At 72.3% G+C, this 21,592-nt stretch carries 10 protein-coding genes; 3 read left to right on the top strand and 7 right to left on the bottom strand.

Annotated features, from left to right (window positions below; all coding sequences use genetic code 11):
• Positions 1-231: 231 nt before the first annotated feature.
• The 5 genes from thiO to ACFT9I_RS37935 all read right to left on the bottom strand — a co-directional run bounded on the left by thiO (position 232) and on the right by ACFT9I_RS37935 (position 16,255).
• Complete coding sequence (thiO, locus tag ACFT9I_RS37955; RefSeq protein ID WP_382572094.1) at positions 232-1,320, bottom strand: glycine oxidase ThiO; 1,089 nt, start codon at positions 1,318-1,320, stop codon at positions 232-234.
• A complete protein-coding gene (locus ACFT9I_RS37950) occupies positions 1,317-3,404 on the bottom strand; it encodes a type I polyketide synthase (protein WP_382572093.1) in 2,088 nt (695 codons plus the stop codon). The genes thiO and ACFT9I_RS37950 overlap by 4 nt, the downstream gene beginning before the upstream one ends.
• A gap of 31 nt (positions 3,405-3,435) precedes the next feature.
• Entirely contained in the window at positions 3,436-3,999 is a 564-nt protein-coding gene (locus ACFT9I_RS37945; protein WP_382572091.1) for an FcoT family thioesterase, read from the bottom strand.
• On the bottom strand, positions 3,996-14,591 hold the full coding sequence (locus tag ACFT9I_RS37940; protein ID WP_382572089.1) for an SDR family NAD(P)-dependent oxidoreductase: 10,596 nt from the start codon (positions 14,589-14,591) through the stop codon (positions 3,996-3,998). The genes ACFT9I_RS37945 and ACFT9I_RS37940 overlap by 4 nt, the downstream gene beginning before the upstream one ends.
• 65 nt (positions 14,592-14,656) lie before the next feature.
• The gene (locus tag ACFT9I_RS37935) at positions 14,657-16,255 is read right to left on the bottom strand and encodes an AMP-binding protein (protein WP_382572087.1); all 1,599 of its coding nucleotides are present in this window, start codon (positions 16,253-16,255) and stop codon (positions 14,657-14,659) included.
• A gap of 225 nt (positions 16,256-16,480) precedes the next feature.
• On the opposite strand from ACFT9I_RS37935, the gene ACFT9I_RS37930 reads away from it, so the two are divergent.
• Complete coding sequence (locus ACFT9I_RS37930; RefSeq protein WP_382572085.1) at positions 16,481-17,422, top strand: ACP S-malonyltransferase; 942 nt, start codon at positions 16,481-16,483, stop codon at positions 17,420-17,422.
• A gap of 16 nt (positions 17,423-17,438) precedes the next feature.
• Here ACFT9I_RS37930 and ACFT9I_RS37925 read toward each other — a convergent pair whose 3' ends face one another.
• On the bottom strand, positions 17,439-17,675 hold the full coding sequence (locus ACFT9I_RS37925) for an acyl carrier protein (protein ID WP_382572084.1): 237 nt from the start codon (positions 17,673-17,675) through the stop codon (positions 17,439-17,441).
• Positions 17,676-17,792: 117 nt separating this feature from the next.
• Between ACFT9I_RS37925 and ACFT9I_RS37920 the strand changes: the two genes are divergently transcribed.
• On the top strand, positions 17,793-19,310 hold the full coding sequence (locus ACFT9I_RS37920) for an amino acid adenylation domain-containing protein (protein ID WP_382572082.1): 1,518 nt from the start codon (positions 17,793-17,795) through the stop codon (positions 19,308-19,310).
• On the opposite strand, the gene ACFT9I_RS37915 is transcribed toward ACFT9I_RS37920, so the two are convergent.
• A complete protein-coding gene (locus ACFT9I_RS37915) occupies positions 19,293-19,889 on the bottom strand; it encodes a TetR/AcrR family transcriptional regulator (RefSeq protein ID WP_382572081.1) in 597 nt (198 codons plus the stop codon). The two genes, ACFT9I_RS37920 and ACFT9I_RS37915, sit on opposite strands and share 18 nt — an antisense overlap.
• A gap of 101 nt (positions 19,890-19,990) precedes the next feature.
• Between ACFT9I_RS37915 and ACFT9I_RS37910 the strand changes: the two genes are divergently transcribed.
• Positions 19,991-21,559: an MFS transporter gene (locus tag ACFT9I_RS37910; RefSeq protein ID WP_382572079.1), complete on the top strand. Its 1,569-nt coding sequence runs from the start codon at positions 19,991-19,993 to the stop codon at positions 21,557-21,559.
• The last annotated feature ends 33 nt before the right edge of the window (positions 21,560-21,592 follow it).

The following is a 21,592-nucleotide window of genomic DNA, read 5'->3' as shown; positions in this document are numbered from 1 at the left end:
GTCTCCGTGGAGGGTGCGGGCGGCCGTCGTTGTTGTGCGTTGTTCGGGGGGGAGCCCGCCCCCCCCGGCCGGGGGCCTGGGGCCGACCCCGGCCGGGACACCGACCCCGGCCGGGAACAGCCACGGCCGTCCACTCCCCCCCCTGGCCGGGAGGGTGTGGACGGCCGTCGGGCGACACACGAAGTCCCCCTCCCCGCCAGCGCCGGCGGGGAGGGGGACTCGTGAGATTGATCAGGAGAAGCGGAGCGGGGTGAACGGCGCCGTCGCGGCGGGCGGGGCGGTGTCGGTCAGAAGGGCCGCCATGGCCACGGCCGTGACCGGAGCCAGCTGGACTCCCATCCGGAAGTGGCCGCTGGCCAGATAGACATCGGGAACCGTCGTCGGGCCGATGACGGGAAGGTCGTCGGGCGAGGCGGGACGGAGGCCCGCGGTGATCTCGGCGAAGCGCAGGGCGCCGACCTCGGGAATGACCTCGGCGGCCCGGCGCAGCAGGCCGCTGGTGCCCTCGGCGGTGACGGTCTCGTCGTAGCCGCGCTCCTCGTAGGTGGCGCCGACGACGAGTTCACCGTCCAGACGGGGCGCCAGGTAGAGGGACTTGCCCTTGGTGATGGCGCGGGCCGTGATGTTGAGCAGCGGTACGTCGGAGCGCAGGCGGAGGATCTGGCCCTTGACGGGACGGATCTCCGGGATGGCGCCGTCGGGCAGTCCCTCGATCTGGTGCGTCCAGCAGCCGGCGGCCAGGACCAGCCGGTCGAAGGGGACCTTGTCACCGTTGTCGAGGACGACGGTGTGGTCCTCGACCCGGGCGGCGCCCCTGCGTACGACGGTGCCGCCCAGGGCCTCGACGGCCGTGATCAGCGCCGCGTCGAGAACGCGTGGGTCGATGGCGCCGTCGTCCGGCGACAGCAGGCCGCCGGCCACGGGGGCGAAGGCGGGCTGGAGCTTGGCGCACTCCTCGGCGGTCAGCCGCTCGGTGCGCACCCCGATCGACTGCTGGAAGGCCAGCTGGCGGTCGAGGACGGGCAGGGACTCCTCGTCGAAGGCCGCGTCCAGTACGCCGTCGCGCCGGAAGCCGGCGGGAGCGAACTCCTCCAGCTCCGCGACGAAGGACGGGTACAGCTCACGGGAGGTCAGGCAGAGGCGGAGGAGGTTCTCCTGGTCGTACAGCTGCTCGTTGATGGCCGGGAGCAGTCCCGCCGAGGCGTGGGACGCCTTGCTGCCCGGGGCGGGGTCGATCACCGTGACGGAGACGCCTTCGCGCGCGGCCCGCCATGCGGTGGCCAGGCCGATGACACCACCGCCGACGACAACAGTTTTCATGAATTGCTCTCCTGGAGGAGTCGACGCAGATGGGAGGCCAGACCTGCGGGGGTCGGATGGTCGAAGACGAGGGTCGCCGGGAGCCGCAGGTTGGTGGCGGCCGCCAGGTGGCGGCTGAGTTCGAGGTTGCCGATGGAGTCGAGGCCGGCGGCGCTGAACTCGCGCTCGGGGTCGATCTCGTCGCCGCTCTCGTAGCCGAGGACCGAGGCGGACACGGCGCGGACGAACTCCAGTGCGGCGGCGTCGCGTTCGGCCTCCGGCAGTTCGGCCAGCCGGCTGACGAGGGTGTCGGTCACGGCGGCCTTGCCGGAGCGGGTGGGCGCCAGCTCCTCCAGGACGGGCGGGATGTCGCCGGTGAGGCCCGCCTCGTTGAGCCGGACGGGCGAGAGGACCGCCTCGTCGCCGGCGAGTGCCGCGTCGAAGAGAGCCAGGCCCTGGTCGTGCCCGAGGGGCGCGAAGCCGGAGCGCTTGATGCGGTTGTGGTCGGCGGCGGACAGCTCGGAGCCCATGCCGTTCTCGCTCTCCCACAGGCCCCAGGCGAGCGAGAGGCCCTGCAGTCCGCGGGTACGGCGGTGGTGGGCGAGCGCGTCGAGGACGGCGTTGGCGGCGGCGTAGTTGCCCTGCCCCGCGTTGCCGACGAGGCCCGCGACGGACGAGAACACCACGAACGCGCAGTCCGGGTCCTGGATCAGCTCGTGCAGATGGAGCGCGGCGTCGACCTTGGGGCGCAGCACCTTGTCGAGTCCGCGCGGGGTGAGGGTGCCGATGGCGCCGTCCGCGAGCACGCCCGCGGTGTGGATGACGGCGGACGGGGCGGGGATGTCGGCCAGCGCGCTTTCCAGCGACGCGCGGTCGGCGACGTCGCAGGCGACCACGTCGACGCGGGCGCCGAGCGCGGTGAGTTCGGTGTCCAGCTCGGCGGCGCCGGGCGAGTCGGGGCCGCGGCGGCTGAGCAGCACGAGGTGCCGGACGTCGTGGCCGGTGACCAGGTGCCGGGCGAGCAGGCGGCCCAGCTCTCCGGTGCCGCCGGTGATCACGACGGTGCCCGTGAGGCTCCTGCGGCGCGGCGGCGGTGGGCTGCGTACGAGGCGCGGGCGGAGCAACGCGCCGTTGCGCACGGCGAGTTGTGGTTCGCCGGAGGCCACGGCGGCGGCGAGGGCGCGGCCGGAGTTCCCGGGGTCGTCGACGTCGACCAGGACGAAGCGGTCGGGGTGTTCGGACTGGGCGCTGCGGAGCAGTCCCCAGACGGCGGCGCCCGACACGTCGGACAGGTCCTCCTCGGCGCGGGCGGCGACGGCGCCGCTGCTGACCAGCACGAGGCGGGTCTTGGCGAGGCGGTGGTCCTCCAGGCACTCCTGGACGAGCATGAGGGCGCGTTGCGCGGCCGAACGCACCGGTGAGTCCTCGTCCGTGCAGGAGACGACGATCACGTCCGGTACTGCGGTGCCGTCGCGGAGCACGGCGTCGAGTTCGCGCAGCGAGGGGTAGGAGTCGAACGAGCGGCGGGTGGCCTTCAGCGCGCCGGTGAGGCCGATGCGGTCGGTGCCGAGGAAGCCCCAGCGCTGCTGGTCGGCGTTGTCCGGCTGCTGGACGACGGACTTCCAGACGACGCGCAGCAGTTGGGTGCGCTGCGCCGCGGCGTCGAGCTGGTCGGCCGTGACGGGCCGGCTCACGACGGAGCCGATCGTGGCGATCGGTTCGCCGTCGTCGCCGGTCAGCGCCAGGGAGAAGCCCTCGTCGCCCGGGACGGTGTGGATGCGGACGGCGCGGGCGCCGCCCTTGTGCACCCGTATCCCGCGCAGCGCGAACGGCAGGAACGTCCGGTCGTCGCGGTCGATGCCGGGGACCAGTCCCGCCTGCAGCGCGGTGTCGAGCAGGGCCGGATGCAGGAGGTAGTCGCCGCTGCCGGCCGTGCTGTCGAGCGCGGAGTCGGCGTAGACCTCCTCGCCGTGCGACCACACCGCGCGCAGGCCGCGGAAGGCCGGCCCGTACTGGAGCCCGCGGTCGGCGAAGCGGCTGTAGAGGTGCTCGATGTCGACCTCGCGGACTCCGTCAGGAAGCCCGGGCCGTTCTGCTTTGCTCATTGTCGCTTCCTTCGCGAAGTCCGGGCGGGGGTCAGATCACGGGTGGGTTGGTGACGGCGGCGGTGATCTCGCCGTGGCTCTCGCCACCCTGCTCGTCGGCGTAGTGGCACTTGGTCCGCAGGATCACCAGGGCGTCGCGCAGGTCGTTGCCGTCCCATTCGGCGATGTCGATGATCTCGATCTCGCCGGTGAAGCGGCGGCCCTGCATGGCGCTGCGGAAGCTGCTCTTGAAGTCGGTGATGAACACGTCGGCGAGCTGCCGGGTCCAGAACTGCTCGATCGTCCATCCGGAGAACGGCTCGACGAGTGATTCCCGTACCGACATGGCCAGCAGGTAGTAGGCCATCTGGTTGAAGCAGATGTTGAACTCGACCGAGTTGAAGTGCCCGGTGTCGTCGATGTAGCAGGACTCGGGGATCTCGAAGGTGCACGTGGCGATGAGCTTGCCGCCTTCGCGGGGGTCGCCCTCCGAGGTGACCGTGGCCGAGGTGAGGTATTCGCACCGCTTGGCGCGGTACGGGGTGAGCACCCGGCGCAGCAGTTCCTCGTCGGTGGGGATGACGCGCCGGTCGGTGGCGTCGAGAAGCTGGGTCATGTGGGGTCTCCTGATCGTCGCGCGGTGCGGAGAAGGTCGGCCAGGCTCATGTTCTGGATCGCGGCGGTGCGGTCCTCGGCGCCCTCGGCCGGCTCCGGCTCCGGTTCGTTTTCCGGTTCGTCGATCGCCATCTCCGCCAGCAGGTGCCGGGTGAGGACGAGCGAGGTCGGGTGGTCGAAGACGAGCGTCGCGGGCAGGCGATCCCCGATGACCTCGCCGAGGGCGTTGCGGAACCGCACGGCGGCGAGGGAGTCGAATCCCATGTCCCGGAACGACCGTTCGGCGTCTACCTCTTCGGCGTCGCCGAAGCCGAGGGTGGTGGCGGCCTGCGCCCGGACGATGTCGAGCAGTGTCTGTTCGCGGCGGGCGGGCGTCAGGCGGGCCAGCCGGTCGCGCAGGCTCTCGGCCGGTTCGGCGGCCCGTGCGGCGGGATCGACTACGCGGCGGGACGGGCCGCGTACCAGATCGCGCATCAGATACGGCACGTCGGTCCGGCTCTGCCCGCTCAGGTCGAGCCGGACGGGGGCCAGGAACGCCCGGTCGAGAGCGCCGGCGGCGTCCAGCATCGCCAGGCCCTCGTCGGAGGCGATGGGTACGACTCCGTCGCGCACCATGCCGGCCACGTCGGCGTCGTCCAGTTCGCCGGTCATTCCGCTGGCCTCCGCCCACAGTCCCCAGGCCAGGGACTGTGCCGGGAGCCCGTTGGCGCGCCGGTGGGCGGCGAGGCCGTCGAGGAAGGTGTTGGCGGCGGCGTAGTTGCCCTGGCCTGCGCCGCCGGTCACGCCCGCGGCGGACGAGAACATCACGAACGCCGACAGGTCCTGCCCGGCGGTGAGTTCGTGCAGGTTGATCGCCGCGTCGACCTTGGGGCGCATCACCGCGGCCATTCGCTCCGGTGTCAGCGAGGAGAGGATGCCGTCGTCGAGGATGCCCGCGGTGTGGACGATTCCGGCGAGGGTGCGGTCCGCCAGCACGGCCGCCAGGGCGTCGCGGTCGGCGGTGTCGCAGGCGACCACCTCGACCCGGGCGCCGAGCGCGGTGAGTTCGGCGTCCAGTTCGGCGGCGCCGGGTGCGCCGGGGCCCCGTCGGCTGGTGAGCAGCAGGTCGGTGACGCCGTGGGTGGTGACCAGGTGCCGGGCGACGAGGCTGCCGAGGGTGCCGGTGCCGCCGGTGACCAGTACGGTGCCGGGCCGGTCGCCGAAGACGGTGGCGGCGGCGCCGCTCAGGTCGCCGGTGACGCGGGCCAGGCGCGGGCGGTGGAGGGTGCCGGAGCGTACGGCGAGCTGTGCCTCGCCCGTGGCCGCCGCCGCGTCGATGTCGGCGTCGATGTCCACGTCGGCGCGGTCGTCGGCGCCGTCCAGGTCGATCAGGACGACGCGTCCGGGGTTCTCCGTCTGGGCGCTGCGGACGAGGCCCCAGACGGCCGCCCCGGCGAGATCGGTGACGTCCTCGTCGTTCACGGACACGGCGCCGCGGGTGACGACGGTGAGCACGGCGTCGGCGGCGCCGTCCTCCAGCCAGGCCTGCAGGACGGCGAGCGTCGCCGCGGTCTCGGCGTGGGCCGATTCGGCGGTGGTGCCGCCGGTGCAGCGGTGCACGACGGTCCGGGGGGCGGTCCCACCGGCGGTGGCGGGTGCGGCGGGTGCCCAGACCAGCTCGAACAGCGAGTCGTCGTACGCGCCTGTCCGGGTCGGCCCGCCCGTGGCCACCGGCCGCAGGACGAGCGACTCGACGGAGGCGACGGGGCGGCCCGCTGTGTCGGTGAGGCGCAGCGCGACCTCGTCCTCGCCCAGGGCGGTCATCCGCAGTCGGAGCGCGGCGGCTCCCGAGGCGTGCAGGTCGACCCCGGTCCAGGCGAACGGCAGGGTGACCCGCGCGGCGTCGGTGGCGAGCAGTCCGGTCGCGTGGAGGGCGGCGTCGAGTGCGGCCGGGTGCAGTCCGAACCGCTGGGCGTCGGCGGCGGCCTGTTCGGGCAGGGTGATCTCCGCGTACACCTCGTCGCCGGAGCGCCAGGCGGCGCGCAGTCCCTGGAAGACCGGCCCGTAGGCGAGTCCGCCGTCGGCGGCCGGCTCGTAGAAGCCGGTGAGGTCGACGGGCTCGGCGCCCGGCGGCGGCCAGGCCGCCGGTTCGTGGGCCGGTTCGGGTCCGGCGTCGGTGAGGGTGCCCTGGGCGTGGCGGGTCCAGAGGGTGTCGGCGGTGGCGTTGTCGGGTCGCGAGTGGATCGAGACGGTACGCAGATCGGCGTCGACCACGACCTGGATGGCCGCGCCGCCGCGTTCCGGCAGCACCAGTGGTGCCTCCAGCGTCAGTTCCTCCACGCGGCCCCGGCCGACCTCGTCACCGGCCCGGACGGCCAGTTCCACGAAGCCCGATCCGGGGAACAGGACGCTGCCGCCGACGACATGGTCGGCGAGCCACGGCTGGCCGGCGAGCGACAGGCGTCCGGTGAGCAGCACTCCCCCGGCCCCGGCGACCGGCACGGCCGCGCCGAGCAGCGGGTGATCGGTGGCGAGCTGACCGATGCCCACGGCGTCGCCGGTGTGCTCGGTCATGTGGAGCCAGTACCGCTTGCGCTGGAAGGGGTACGTGGGCAGTTCGACGTGCTGGGCGCCGGTTCCGACGAACTGGGTGTCCCAGTCGACGGTCGCGCCCCGTACGTACGCCTCGGCGAGCGAGGTGACGAACTGGCGCGGGCTGCCGGAGTCGCGGCGCAGTGTGCCGACGAGTGTGGCGGCCACCCCGGCGGACTCGGCGGTCTCGTCGAGACCGGTGAGCAGGCCCGGGTGCGGGCTGGCCTCGATGAAGATCTCGAAGCCGTCGGCGAGCAGCGCCCGCGTCGTGTCCTCGAACCGGACGGTCCGGCGCAGGTTGGTGTACCAGTACTCGGCGTCGAGACCGGCGGTGTCCAGCGTTCCGGCGGTGACGGTGGAGTAGAACGGGACGGACGAGGTACGCGGTGTCAGGCCGCTCAGCTCGGTGAGCAGGCGCTCGCGGATCTCCTCCACGAACACCGAGTGGGAGGCGTAGTCCACCGGGATACGGCGGGACTGCACCTCGTCGGTGTCCAGCCGGGCGCGCAGTTCGTCGAGGGCGTCCGGGCCGCCGCACACGACGACGGAGCCGGGGCCGTTGACGACGGCCAGTTGGAGGCGGCCGTCCCAGTCGGCCAGGTATTCGCTCGCGCGGTCGGCGGACAGGGCGACCGACATCATGCCGCCCCGGCCCGCCAGGTCCTGCCGGATGACGCGGCTGCGCAGGGCGACCACGCGGGCGCCGTCCTCCAGCGACAGCGCGCCGGCGACACAGGCGGCGGCGATCTCGCCCTGCGAGTGGCCGACGACGGCGGCCGGTTCGACACCGGCCGCGCGCCAGGCCTCGGCCAGCGACACCATCAGCGCCCACAGCGTGGGCTGGACGACGTCGACGGCGTCCAGGGCCGGTGCGCCGGGCGCGCCGTGGACCACGTCGAGCAGATTCCAGTCGACGTACGGTTCGAGTGCCTTGGCGCATTCGCCCAGGCGCGTCGCGAACGCCGGTGAGTGCTCCAGCAGTTCGACGCCCATGCCCTGCCACTGCGAGCCCTGACCGGGGAAGACCAGCACGGCGCGTGAGTCGCCGCGTTGCAGTCCCTGGACGACGGCCGGGGACGAGTTCCCGGCCGCCAGGGCGTCGAGCCCGGCGAGCAGGCCGTCGCGGTCGGCGTCCACGATCACGGCCCGGTGTTCCAGGGCGGCGCGGCCCCGGGCGAGCGAGGCGGCGGCGTCCAGTTCGTCCACGTCGCCGTTCTCGCGCAGGTGGACGGCGATCCGGGCCGCCTGGGCACGCAGCGCCTCGGGGGTCGAGCCGGACACGGTCAGCGGGACGACCGGGGGCCGCTCGCCGCGCGGTTCGCCCGGTCCGGCCGGCGGTGCCTGCTCGATGATCACGTGGGCGTTGGTGCCGCTGACGCCGAACGAGGAGACGGCGGCGCGGCGCGGGCGGCCGCTCGTGGACCAGTCCCGGGGTTCGGTGAGTACTTCGACGGCGCCCTCGGTCCAGTCGATGTGCGGCGAGGGGGTGTCGGCGTGCAGGGTGCGGGGCAGTACGCCGTGCCGCATCGCCATCACCATCTTGATGACGCCGGCGACACCGGCGGCGGCCTGGGTGTGTCCGAGGTTGGACTTGACCGAGCCGAGCCACAGCGGGTCGTCCCGTCGCTCCTGGCCGTACGTGGCCATCAGCGCCTGTGCCTCGATGGGGTCGCCGAGGGTGGTGCCGGTGCCGTGGCCCTCGACCACGTCGATGTCGGCGAGTGTCAGACCCGCGGAGGCCACGGCCTGCCGGATCACCCTCTGCTGGGCGGGGCCGTTGGGCGCGGCGATGCCGTTGGACGCGCCGTCCTGGTTGATCGCCGATCCCCGGATGACCGCGACCACGGGGTGGCCGTTGCGCCGGGCGTCCGACAGGCGTTCGAGCACCAGCAGTCCGGCGCCCTCGCCCCAGCCGGTGCCGTCGGCTCCGGCGCCGTACGCCTTGCAGCGTCCGTCGGGAGCGAGGCCGCTCTGCAGGCTCATCCCGACGAACGTCTCGGGCGTGGCCATCACGGTGACGCCGCCGGCGAGGGCGAGTGTGCACTCGCCCTGTCGCAGCGACTGCATCGCCCAGTGCATGGCGACCAGGGAGGAGGAGCAGGCGGTGTCGATGGTGACGGCGGGGCCCTGGAGACCGAGGGTGTAGGCGATACGTCCGGAGGCGATGCTGCCGAGGCCGCCGCCGGCGGTGAAGCCCGCGAGGTCCTCGGGGACGGCGCCGGAGCGGGTCGTCCAATCGTGGTTCATGACACCGGCGAACACACCGGCGGCGGTGCCGTGCAGGGAGTGCGGATCGATACCGCCCTGTTCGAGTGCCTCCCAGGCGACCTCCAGGAGCATGCGGTGCTGGGGGTCCATCGCCTGGGCCTCCTTCGGGCTGATGCCGAAGAAGGCGGGGTCGAACTCGGCGGCCTCGTGCAGGAAGCCGCCCTCGCGGGTGTACGTGGTGCCGTGCTTGCCGGGCTCGGGGTCGTAGATGTCGTCGGTGTGCCAGTCCCGGTCGTCGGGGAACTCGGTGATGGCGTCGGTGCCGCCGGCGACCAGCCGCCACAGTTCCTCTGCGGAGGTCACGCCGCCCGGGTAGCGGCAGCCCATCGCCACGATCGCGATGGGCTCGTCCGTCGCGGCCCGCGCGGTGGCGCGCGGCGCGGCGACGACGGGGGCGGCCCCGCGTACGGTTTCGAGGACGTGGTCGACCAGGGCGCGCGGGGTCGGGTGGTCGAAGATCAGCGTGGAGGTGAGCCGCAGCCCGGTGGCCGAACCGAGCGCGTTGCGCAGTTCGATGGCGGCCAGCGAGTCGAAGCCCAGCTCGGTGAAGGCGCGGCGGGGGTCGATCGCGGTGCCGCTGTCGTGTCCGAGTACGGCGGCGATCTGTGTCCGGACCAGGTCGAGGACGATCCGTTCGCGTTCGGCGTCCGGCTTTCCGGCGAGCCGGTCGGCCAGTGCGCCGCCGGGGCCGCTCGCGGCCGCCGCGGCGGTGTTCCGCCGGGCGGGCGGGCGGACCAGTCCCCGCAGCATCGGCGGGATGCCCTCGGAACGGGCCCGCAGCGCGGGGGCGTCGATGCGCAGCGGGACCAGGGCCGGCGCACCGGTGACGAGGGCCTGGTCCAGCAGGGCGAGGTTCTCCTCGGCGTCCAGGGCGGGGAGCCCGGAGCGCTCCGCGCGGCGCAGCGTCACCTCGTCCAGCCGGGCGCCCATTCCCGCGTCGCCCGCCCACAGGTTCCACGCGAGGGAGGTCGCGGGCAGGCCCAGGGTGGCCCGGTGCGCGGCGAGCGCGTCCAGGAAGGCGTTGGCGGCGGCGTAGTTGCCCTGTCCTGCCGCTTCCATGGTCCCGGCCGCGGAGGAGAAGAGGACGAAGGCGGCGAGCGGCAGGTCACGGGTCAGCTCGTGCAGATGCCAGGCGCCGTCCGCCTTGCCGTGGAAGACGGTGTCGACCTGCTCGGTCGTGAGCGATCCGGCCAGCCCGTCGTCGACGACTCCGGCGCTGTGGACGACACCCGTCAGCGGGTGCTCGCCGGGGATCGTCGCCAGCAGCGCGGCCAGGGCGGCGCGGTCGGCGACGTCGCAGGCGGCCACCGTGGCGTGGGCGCCCAACTCGGCGAGTTCGGCGACGAGTTCGCTCGCGCCGGGGCTGTCGGGGCCGCGTCGTCCGGTGAGCAGGAGGCGCTTCACACCGTGCTGTCGTACGAGGTGGCGGGCGACCACGCCGCCGAGGCCTCCGGTGCCGCCGGTGATCAGCACGGTGCCGGCCGGGTCCCACGCGACGGGGCGCGGGTCCTCGGGTACGGGCGTCCTGGCCAGGCGTGGCACGAGCACCTTGCCGTCACGCAGGGCGAGTTGTGCCTCGCCGGTGGCCAGAGCGGCGCGCAGTTCGTGTTCGGGCACGTCGCGGTCGGTGCCGACGAGGACGAAACGGCCGGGGTTCTCGGCCTGGGCGGAGCGCACGAGCGCCCACAGGGGCGCGAGGGTGAGGTCGTACGGCTCGCCGCGGGTGACGATCGCGAGGCGGGTGTCGTCGCGCAGCGCGTCCTGGATGAGCGTGAGGGCGTGCAGCGTCGCGGCTCGCGCGGCGTCGGCGGGTTCGCCGGGGAAGGTCTCGGGGACGTACGCCAGTTGGAACTCGTGCGACGCGGCGTCCGGCTCGGACGGGGCCTGGACGGCGGTCCATTCGACGCGCAGCAGCGAGCCGCCGCCCGACGCGGACGGTCGTACGCCGTTCACCGGCACGGGCCGCTGGACGAGCGAGCGGACGGTGGCGACCGGTGCCCCGTTCGCGTCGGCCAGTTCGACCGTGACCTCGTCCGGGGCGGTCTGGACGACGTGGACGCGTACGGCGGTGGCGCCGGTGGCGTGCAGTTCGACACCGCGCCAGGCGAACGGCAGCCGCACCTGGCCGTCGTCCTCCGGGCCCTCGGCGGCGTGCAGCGAGGAGTCCAGCAGCGCGGGGTGGAGTCCGAACCGGTCTCCCCCGGCCTCGTCGAGGGCGACCTCGGCGAACACGTCGTCGCCGCGGCGCCAGGCGGCGCGCACGCGTCGGAACGCGGGCCCGTAGCCGTACCCCTGCGCGGCCTGACGCTCGTAGAGGCCGTCGACGTCGATCGGCTCGGCGTCGGCCGGCGGCCACTGGGCGAACACGGCCGGGTCGGCCGTCGCGCCCTCGCCGTGCTCGGCGAGTATTCCGCTGGCGTGGCGGGTCCAGTTCTCCTCGCTCCGCGCGGGGCGGGAGTAGATCTCGACCGAGCGGCGGCCCGACGTGTCGAGCGCGCCGACGACGACCTGGACCTCGACCCCGGCGTCGGTGGTCACCGCCAGCGGCGTCTCCAGGGTGAGTTCCTCCACCGCGGCGCAGCCCGCCTCGTCGCCGGCGCGCACGGCCAGTTCGACCAGGGCGGTGCCGGGTACGAGGACGACACCCGCGATGACGTGGTCGGCCAGCCAGGGCAGTGACCGGGTGGACAGCCGGCCCGTCAGGATCACTCCGTCGGCGCCCGCGAGGCTGACGGCGCTGTCGAGCATCGGGTGCCCGATGGTGCCCGGGTGGCTGCTTCCGGCGTCCAGCCAGTAGCGCTTGCGCTGGAACGAGTAGGTGGGCAGCGCGGTGCGGCGGGCGCCGCGGCCGGCGAAGAAGCGGTCCCAGTCGACCGCGACACCGTGGGCGTGTGCCAGGCCGAGCGCGCCGAGGATCTGGCGCTCCTCGTCGTGCCCGTCGCGCAGCAGTGCGGCGAACGCGACGTCGGCGCCGCCGTCGGTCAGGCAGTCGCGGCCCATCGCCGACAGGACGGCGTCGGGGCCCAGTTCCAGGTACGTGGTGACGCCCTGCGTTTCGAGCCAGTTCATGGCGTCGGCGAACCGGACCGGCTCGCGCACGTGCCGTACCCAGTAGTCGGCGTCGAACGCGGTGACGGGCTCACCGGTCAGGTTGGACACCACGGGGATACGCGGCGGCTGGTACGTCAGGGTCTCGGCGACGCGGCGGAAGTCGTCGAGCATCGGTTCCATCAGCGGCGAGTGGAACGCGTGCGAGACGCGCAACTGCTTTGTCTTGCGGCCCTCTTCGGCGAAGCGGGCGGCGACGGCGAGTACGGCGTCGGTCTCACCGGACAGCACGACCGCGGCCGGGCCGTTGACGGCGGCGATGCCGACCTTCTCGGTGAGATACGGGGTGACTTCGGCCTCCGCCGCCTGGACGGCGACCATGGCGCCGCCGGCGGGCAGCTCCTGCATCAGCGAGCCGCGCGCGCCGACCAGCAGCGCCGCGTCGGCCAGGTTCATGACGCCGGAGACGTGTGCGGCGGCGATCTCGCCGATGGAGTGTCCGGTGAGGAGTCCGGGCGTGACGCCCCACGACTCCAGCAGCCGGAACAGGGCGGTCTCGACGGCGAAGAGGGCGGCCTGCGCGTAGCGGGTCTGCTGGAGCAGTTCGGCCTGTGGTGAACCGGGTTCGGCGAACAGCACCTCGCCGAGGGGCTCGTCGAGGTGGAGGTCGAGGTGGTCGGCGGCGTCCTGGAGCGCCTGCGCGAACACCGGGAAGGCGCGGACCAGTTCGCGGCCCATGCCGAGACGCTGGCTGCCCTGGCCGGTGAAGAGGAACGCGGTGCGGCCCGTCGCCAGCGTCGTACCGGTGAGCAGTCCGGGCGCGCTCTCGCCGGCGGCGAGGGCGGTGAGGGCGCGGCGCAGTTCGTCGCGGTCGGCGGCGACGACGGTGGCGCGGTCGCGCAGCGCGGCGCGCGTGGTGGCGGCCGAGTAGGCGAGGTCCAGCGGCGAGGCCGAGTCCACCGCGGTCAGGAGTCGTTCGGCCTGACCGCGCAGCGCGTCGTCGCCCTGGGCGGAGAGGACGACCGGTACGGGGCGCTCGGCGACCGGGAGTTCGTCGCTCTCGTCGCTCTCGTCGGCGGCGACGGGGGCGGGCGGTTCCTCGATGATGACGTGGGCGTTGGTGCCGCTCGCGCCGAACGAGGAGATTCCGGCCCGGCGCGGGGTGTCGGTGATCTCCCACGGGACGGGCTCGGTGAGGAGCTGGACGGTGCCGTCCGACCAGTCGACGTGCGTGGTCGGCTCGTCCACGTGCAGGGTGCGCGGCAGGGTGCCGTGACGCAGCGCCTGCACCATCTTGATGATTCCGGCGGCGCCCGCCGCCGCTCCGGTGTGGCCGATGTTGGACTTCACCGACCCCAGCCACAGGGGCTTCTCGGGGGAGCGTCCGCGTCCGTAGGCGGCGACCAGGGCCTGGCCCTCGATGGGGTCGCCGAGCGTGGTGCCGGTGCCGTGCGCCTCGACCGCGTCGACCTCGTCGGCGGTCAGCCGGGCGTCGGCGAGCGCCTTGCGGATGACGCGCTGCTGCGCGAGGCCGTTGGGCGCGGACAGGCCGTTGGTCGCGCCGTCCTGGTTGATGGCGCTGCCGCGGATCACGGCCAGCACGGGGTGCCCGTCGCGCAGCGCGTCGGACAGCCGGGCGAGGACGAACACGCCGACGCCCTCGGCGAAGGAGGTGCCGTCCGCGGCGGCGGCGAACGCCTTGATACGTCCGTCCGGGGCCAGGCCGCGCTGGCGGCTGAACGTGGTGAACGTGCCGGGGCTCGATATCACGGTGACGCCGCCGGCCAGCGCCAGCCCGCACTCCCCGCCCTGGAGCGAGCGCACGGCCAGGTGCAGGGCCGTGAGCGAGCCGGAGCAGGCGGTGTCGACGGTGAGCGTGGGGCCTTCGAGGCCGAGGGTGTAGGCGACGCGGCCGGACACGACGCTGGGCAGATTGCCGCCCAGGACATAGCCGTCGAGGCCGTCGGGGGCCTCATGCGTCCGGGGCCCGTACTCGTGCGGCTCCACACCGATGAACACGCCCGAGGAGGTGCCGCGCAGCCGGCCCGGGTCGATGCCCGCGTGTTCGAGTGCTTCCCAGGAGGTCTCCAGCAGCAGCCGCTGCTGGGGGTCCATGGCCAGCGCTTCCTTGGGGTTGATCTGGAAGAAGTCGGCGTCGAAGTCGGCGGCGTCCGGCAGGAATCCGCCGCGCCGCACATAGCTGGCGCCGGTGACGGACGGGTCCGGGTTGTAGATGCGGTCGAGGTCCCAGCCGCGGTCGGCGGGGAAGTCGCTGAGCACATGGGTGTCGTCGGCGACGAGCCGCCACAGGTCCTCGGGCGTACTCACGCCGCCGGGGTAGCGGCAGCCGATGCCGACGATCGCGATCGGCTCGCCGAACGCCGACGGCACGGCGGGCGCCGCCGACTCGTCGGCCGCCTCCGGTCCGCCGGTGCCGTGCACCAGGTCCGAGAGGTGGCCGGCCAGGGCCACCGGTGTCGGGTGGTCGAAGGCGAGGGTGACGGGCAGTTCCACCCCCACCTCGGCGGCGAGCCGCCGTTGCAACTGGACCAGGCCCAGCGAGTCCAGGCCCCCCGCCAGGAACGGGCGGTCGGCGGCCAGATGGATGGCCCCGTCCCCGTAGGCGTCCGGGTCGGCGGTCCGCAACACCGCTGCGGCTTGCGCCAGCACCAGTTCCAGCATCGCGGCCCTTGACTGCTCGGTCATGTGCATACTCCGCAACGAAGAAGAGGCGTGGAAACGAAGAAGACGCTTGGAGTCGGTCGAGTGGGTCAGGACGCCACGTGGGCGGCCAGGGCGGCGCGGTCGACCTTGCCGTTGACGGTCACCGGGAACTCGTTCACCACGCTCAGACCGTGCGGGACCATGTAGGCGGGGAGTGCGGCGCGACAGAACGCGAGGACCTCTTTGGTGTCCGGCGCGGGCCCTGCGGGGGCGCAGGTGACGAACGCGTGCAGCAGCGGGTCGCCGTCCTCGCGCGGCAGGACCATCGCGACGGCGCCGGTGATGCCGGCGAACTGGCCGACACGGCGCTCGACTTCGCCGAGTTCGACGCGGTTGCCGCGGATCTGGACCTGGGAGTCGACGCGGCCGCGGAAGTACAGCTCACCCTCGGGGCCCATGGAGGCCAGGTCGCCGGTCTTGAACACGACCTGCCCCGACTCGGGGTGCAGCGGGTCCGGGAGGACGACGGCGCGGGTGGCCTCCGGGTCGCGCCAGTAGCCGGAGAACAGCGACGGGCTGCGCAGATAGATCTCGCCGATCGTGCCGGGCTCGTCGACGGGGACGCCGTCGGACCCGAGGAGCATCATCTCGGCGCCGGCGACCGCGTACCCGATCGACAGGCGTTCGGTGCCGGGCGGCAGCGGGTTGGGCACCTCGGTGATGGACGCGGCCATCGTCTCGGTGGCGCCGTAACCGTTGGTGAAGCGCGCCTTCGGCAGCAGTTCCTGGAGGCGGCGCAGCTCGTCCAGGGGGAAGTCCTCCCCGGAGAAGGTGATGCGGCTGAGGATGCCCTCCTGGCCCATCTCGGCCAGCAGGTCGGATTCGTGGCGCAGTACCGGGCGCCACACCGACGGGACGCCGTCGACCTGGGTGACCCCGGCGTCGCGCAGGTACGACAGGAAGCGGCGGGGCCAGTTGAGCCGGGCGCGCGGCACGGGCACCAGCGTGGCGCCGTGGCCGAGGGCGAGTCCGATGTCGAACAGCGCGAAGTCGAACTGCAGCGGCGAGGTGTTCGCCACCCGGTCCTCGGCCGTGATGAGCCGCGCGGCCTCGGCGCCACGCAGGAAGGCGATGACCCCGCGGTGGCTCATGACCACGCCCTTGGGCCGGCCGGTCGTGCCCGACGTGAAGGTGATGTACGCGGTGTCGATGGGCGTCACCACCCGGCGGCGGCGGACGCGCGGCGCGGGCGCCCGCTCGACGGTGAGACCGCCGGGGCCGAACCGGGCCGTGCCGACCGTCTCGGGTATGCCGGTCCGCTGTCCGTCGTCGGACTGGATGTGCAGCGCGGGTTCGGCGCTGGCGATGATCGTCAGCAGCCGCTCGTCCGGGACCTCCGGGCTGGTCGGGGTGAACGGCAGCCCCAGCGTGGCGCAGGCCAGCAGAGTCGCCACGGCGTCGGCGTTGGTGTCGGACTCCAGGATGACGCGGTCGCCCACGTCGAGGCCGAGTGCGTCGAGTGCCTCGACGAGGCTGTCGACGCGCCGTTCCAGTTCGCCGTAGGTGACGGTCTCCAGACCGCCGTCCGCCGCCGCCTGGATCACGGCGGGCCGGTCGGGGTCCCGCCGGGCGGCGGCCAGCAGATAGGTCCGCAGGTTGTCCACCGATGCGTGCGCCCGGACCGGACGAGCTCCATTCGGGCTCATGCGCCACCCTTCCCGATTCAGCGTTTCCGAGTAATGCCCGCCCATTTCTAACAGGTGGGCTTTTCAACTCGCAAGAACCCCTGGCCTCCGGCCCCCGAACTAGGGGGCATTAGGGGTTATGCGACCAGTAGGGGTGGACAACACTGACCGTACAACAGGTGGGATCGAAGTGGCGGGCTTATCAGAACGCATCCGATGAGCCCGACAAATAGGGAGAGCGAGAATATGTCGGCGATTATCTTTCCCGGAATCGGCCCGGTCCGGCTCGCCGACTCGGCGCGGTTCCTGGCGACCCATCCGATAGCCCGCCGGCTCGTCGCCGAGACGGACCGGGTACTGGGTTATTCCCTTCTCGACAGTTACCGGGAGGCCGAGGACCGCGGCGACCAGGGGGCGTTCCCCGAGCCGGCCCGGATCGCGTTCCTGGTCCAGTGCCTGGCGCTGGCCGAGTGGACGGTCAAGGAGAACGACCTGGAGCCGGTCGTCTGCGCCGGTGCCAGCTTCGGCGGCACGGCGGCCGCGGTGTACTCCGGCGCGCTGGCGTTCCCCGAGGCCGTGGAGATGACCGCCGCGTGGGGCCGCCGCGTCGACGACCACTTCGCCCGCGAGCACCGCGACATCGTCACCCAGTCGTTCGCCCGCGTCGCGCCCGACCGGCTCGCCGAGATCCAGGCGGAGCTGACCGAACGCGGCGACTGGAACGAGGTGGCCTGCCAGGTCGACCACGACTTCCACATGCTTTCGGTGCGCGAGGACGTGGTGGAGTGGCTGCAGGGACGGCTCCGCGCGGCGGGCGGCCTCCCGCTGTACGTCATGCGGCCGCCGATGCACTCGGCACTGTTCGACGCGCTGCGGGAGGAGATCGCGACCGGGATCACCGCGGACATCACCTTCTCCGATCCCCGGATCCCCGTCGTGTCCGACCACGACGGGTCGCTGGTACGGACCGGGGAGGGCGTGCGGGAGCTACTGCTGAACGCCGTGACCCGCACCGTGCGGTGGCCGGCCGTCGTCGACACGATCAAGGGGCTCGGCGTCGACCGGGTGCATGTCACCGGACAGGACGCCCTGTGGGGCCGGGTGGATGTCATGACCAACGCCTTCCAGGTGGTGGCGGTGCGTCCCGACACAGCTATGCGACCGCGCCGTCGCAGCGCGATCGCATAGCGCGAAAAGAATCCGGTCAGCGCATGGCGTCCAGGGTTTTCCAGAGAGTCGCGGGAGTCGCGAAGTTATCCATGTTGAGCGCATCGTCGACGAAACGGACGCCATATGCGTCCTCCACCGAGGACAGCAGCGAGACCATTCCCATGGAGTCGAGACCGAAATCACGCAGGCTAAGATCGGCGGTCAACTCCTCATCCGGTTCCAGCAAAGGAATCTGTTTGCGGAGAAGTTGCTCGAAAGATTCGTCCCACATACGGGCTCCCGTGTTTTCCCGACGTTTACCGAATAGTCGGCGTCGCCGCCAACCTAAGCCCTGGGTCCTACCGGTCGGCACCCCTACCCACCCCTTTCCCTCTTCGGAGCGAGGACAATGAATCAGACACCCGTCCCCGGCCACGGTCTGCACGAGCGGTTCCTGCGCGGCCTGGCACTGTCGCCCGGCCGGACCGCGATCCGCGTGGACGCCGCCGAGAGCCTGACGTACGAGCAGCTGCACGAACTGGCGATGCGCCGGGCCGCGGCGCTGCGGGCCATGGCCCCGCAAGGGCCGCACAACGTCGCCGTGTTGGCGGACAAGAGCCTGACCGCCTACGTCGGGATCATCGCGGCGCTGTACGCGGGCGCCACCGTCGTACCGCTCAACCCGCGGTTCCCGGCCGAGCGCACCCGCTCCATGCTCACCGCCGCCAACGTCTCCACCGTCATCGCCGATCCGGTCGGCCGCGCCTCGCTCACGGAGACCGAGCTGGACCTGCCCGTTCTGGACGAGGCCACGACTGGGCCCTCGCTGGAGACGCCGGTGGCCGTCAAGCCCTCCGACGTGGCGTACATCCTGTTCACCTCGGGCTCGACGGGCCGCCCCAAGGGGGTGCCGATCACCCACGAGGCCAACCACCACTACTTCGAACTGCTGGACCGGCGCTACGACTTCGGCCCCGACGACGTGTTCTGCCAGAACGTCGGGCTCAACTTCGACTGCGCCATGTTCGAGATGTTCTGCGCGTGGGGCAACGGGGCGCAGGTGCACGCCATCCCGCCCGCGGCCCACCGGGATCTGCCGGCGTTCTTCGCCGAGCGGAAGATGACCGTGTGGTTCTCCACCCCGAGCGGCATCACGTTCATCCGGCGGATGGGCGGCCTGACCCCCGGATCGATGCCCACCCTGCGCTGGACCTTCTTCGCGGGTGAGGCGCTGCTGCACGAGGACGCCGCCGCCTGGCACGTGGCCGCGCCCCAGTCGAAGATCGAGAATCTGTACGGGCCGACCGAGCTGACCGTCACCATCACCGGGCACCGCTGGTCGCCGGACGCCACCGAGAAGGAGACCGTGAACGGCGGTGTCCCGATCGGAAAGGTGCACCCCGGCCACGACCACCTGCTGCTGGACGACGACGGCGAGTCGGCGGTGGAGGGCGAACTGTGCGTCACCGGGCCGCAGATGACACCCGGTTACCTGAACGAGGACGACAACCGGGGCCGGTTCCTGGAGCACTCCGGCCGCCGCTGGTACCGGACCGGCGACCGGGTACGGCGGCTGGACGACGACGAGCTGATCTATCTCGGCCGGATGGACGCCCAGGTGCAGATCCAGGGCTTCCGGGTCGAGCTGGCCGAGGTCGACCATGTCGTACGGCAGTGCACCGGCGTGCAGAACGCGGCGACCGTGACCCGGCCGGCCCCGAACGGCGGGCTGGAACTCGTCCTCTACTACACCGGTGACCGGATCCCGGCGGCGACGCTGCGCCGCGAACTGGCCGCGCATCTGCCCGATCCGATGGTGCCCAAGACGTTCCGGCACGTGCCGGAGTTCCCGCTCAACTCCAACCGCAAGGTCGACCGGGCGCAGCTGGCCCGGGAGGCGGCCGCGATGTCAGACGGTCGCCCCTGACCCGAAGTGACGGGCGTTCTCCGCGACCGTCCGCAGCGCCTCGGCGAGCGATTCGCCCGTCGAGGCGTGCTCCGGGTCGACGACCCACTGCATCATCACGCCGCTGAGCAGCGCGTGGTAGAAGCGCCCGAGCGCGGTCGCGGTGGGGTCCGACAGTTCGTCGCCGCCCCACAGGAGCCGGACCAGGCCGTTCTGCGCCTGCTGCTGTGCCTCTATGAAGAAGCTGGCGACCTCGGGCACATGGTCGCGCTGGGAGACCGCGTCGAACTGGGCCCCCCACACCGGGCGATGACGCTCGAACAGCTCGATCACGCGCGTCCACGCCATCTCGAACCGCTTGATCGGATCGTCGGGCAGGTCTCCCACGTCGGCCAGGGCACCCTTCAGCTCCTGGGCCCACTCCTCCAGCGCCTCCATGATGGCGGCGTTGAGAAGGGCTTCCTTGGTGCCGTAGTGGTAGCCGATCGAGGCGAGATTCGTGCCGGACGCCTCCACGATGTCGCGTGCGGTGGTCCGCGCGTACCCCTTCTCGTAGAGGCATTGCTTCGCTCCGGCCAGCAGATCCTCTCGGTGTCCCATGTCGAACAGTCTAGCCATTCTTTCAGTGATCTGTCTTAAACGGATGTCTTGAACAGAATCTGAATTAGACGGATCTCTTATACAGATCTAGAGTCGAGGCCATGAGTCCGCAACGTGCAACCTTGAGGGACTGGGTCGGCCTCGCCGTACTCGTCGTCCCTGTCCTCATGATGTCGATGGACATGACGGTGCTGTACTTCGCGCTGCCGTTCCTCAGCGCGACCCTGGAACCGAGCGCCACCGAGCAGCTGTGGATCGTTGACATCTACGCGTTCATGCTCGCCGGGCTGCTCATCGCGATGGGCACACTCGGCGACCACATCGGCCGCCGGCGGCTGCTGATGATCGGCGCGGTCGTGTTCGGCGCGTCGTCGCTGGCCTCCGCCTACGCGACCAGCCCCGAGCTGCTGATCCTCGCCCGTGCTCTCCTCGGCATGTCCGGCGCCGTACTCGCGCCGTCCACGCTCTCGTTGATCCGCAACATGTTCCAGGACCCCGGCCAGCGCCGTACCGCCATCGCGGTGTGGACCGCCGGCCTCTCCGGCGGCGCCGCCCTGGGACCGATCGTGTCGGGGCTGCTGCTGGAGCACTACTGGTGGGGCTCGGTCTTCCTGATCAACATCCCGGTGACGATCCTCATCGTGGTGCTGGGCCCCATCCTCCTGCCGGAGCACCGCGACCCGAAGCCCGGCCGCTTCGACTTCCTCGGTGCCGTGCTGTCCCTGGCCGCCATGCTTCCCGTCATCTACGGCATCAAGGAACTCGCCGACGACGGCTTCGACTGGAAGTACGTGGCCGTCACCGCCGCCGGCCTCGTCATCGGCGTGCTCTTCGTCCTGCGCCAGCGCGTGGCCCCCAATCCGCTGATCGACCTGAGCCTCTTCCGGGACCGGGGGTTCACGGCGTCCATCGCCGTCAACCTGGTGGCCCTGTTCGCGATGATCGGGTTCCTGCTGTTCGCGACCCAGTGGATCCAACTGGTCTACGGGCTCAACCCACTTGAAGCGGGGCTGTGGACACTGCCCGCGCCGCTGGCGGTGGCGGTCACGACCTCGGTCGCCGTCGGGCTGGCCAAGAAGATCCGCCCCGGCTACATCATGGCCATCGGCATGGTCGTCGCGTCGGCGGGATTCGCCATCATGACGCAGTTGCACGCCGATTCGAACCTGGCCATGGCCGTGATCGGCGCGAGCGTGCTGTCGGCCGGCGTGGGCATGGCGATCCCCCTGACCGCCGACCTGATCGTCTCCGCGGCTCCGGAGGAGCGCGTGGGCGCCGCCGCCGCGCTGCCCGAGACCGCCAACCAGCTCGGCGGAGCGCTGGGCGTGGCGATCCTCGGCAGCATCGGTGCCGCCGTCTACACCCGTGATGTCGCCGACGTGACCAAGGGGCTGCCGCCCGAGGCCGCCGAGGCCGCGGAGGGTTCGCTCGGCGGCGCGACCGAGGTGGCGAAGCACCTGCCCGGTGAGGTGGGCGACGCCCTCGTCAAGTCCGCCGGGGAGGCCTTCACCCGCGGCATGAACCTCAGCGCCGTGGTCGGTGGTGTCGTCATGCTGCTCGGTGCCGTGGGCGCGGCAGTGCTCCTGCGCCACGTCAAGACTCCCACCGCCACGTCAGCGCCGGCGGACGAGGCGAAGCCCGAGCCCGAGCCCGCGGCCGTCTCCGAGTAGCGACCGCCGCACCGTACAGGCTCCGACCAGAAG

This window comes from Streptomyces sp. NPDC057137 (assembly GCF_042670825.1).
Taxonomy (GTDB): domain Bacteria; phylum Actinomycetota; class Actinomycetes; order Streptomycetales; family Streptomycetaceae; genus Streptomyces.
This window is presented reverse-complemented; position numbering and strand designations above follow the sequence as displayed.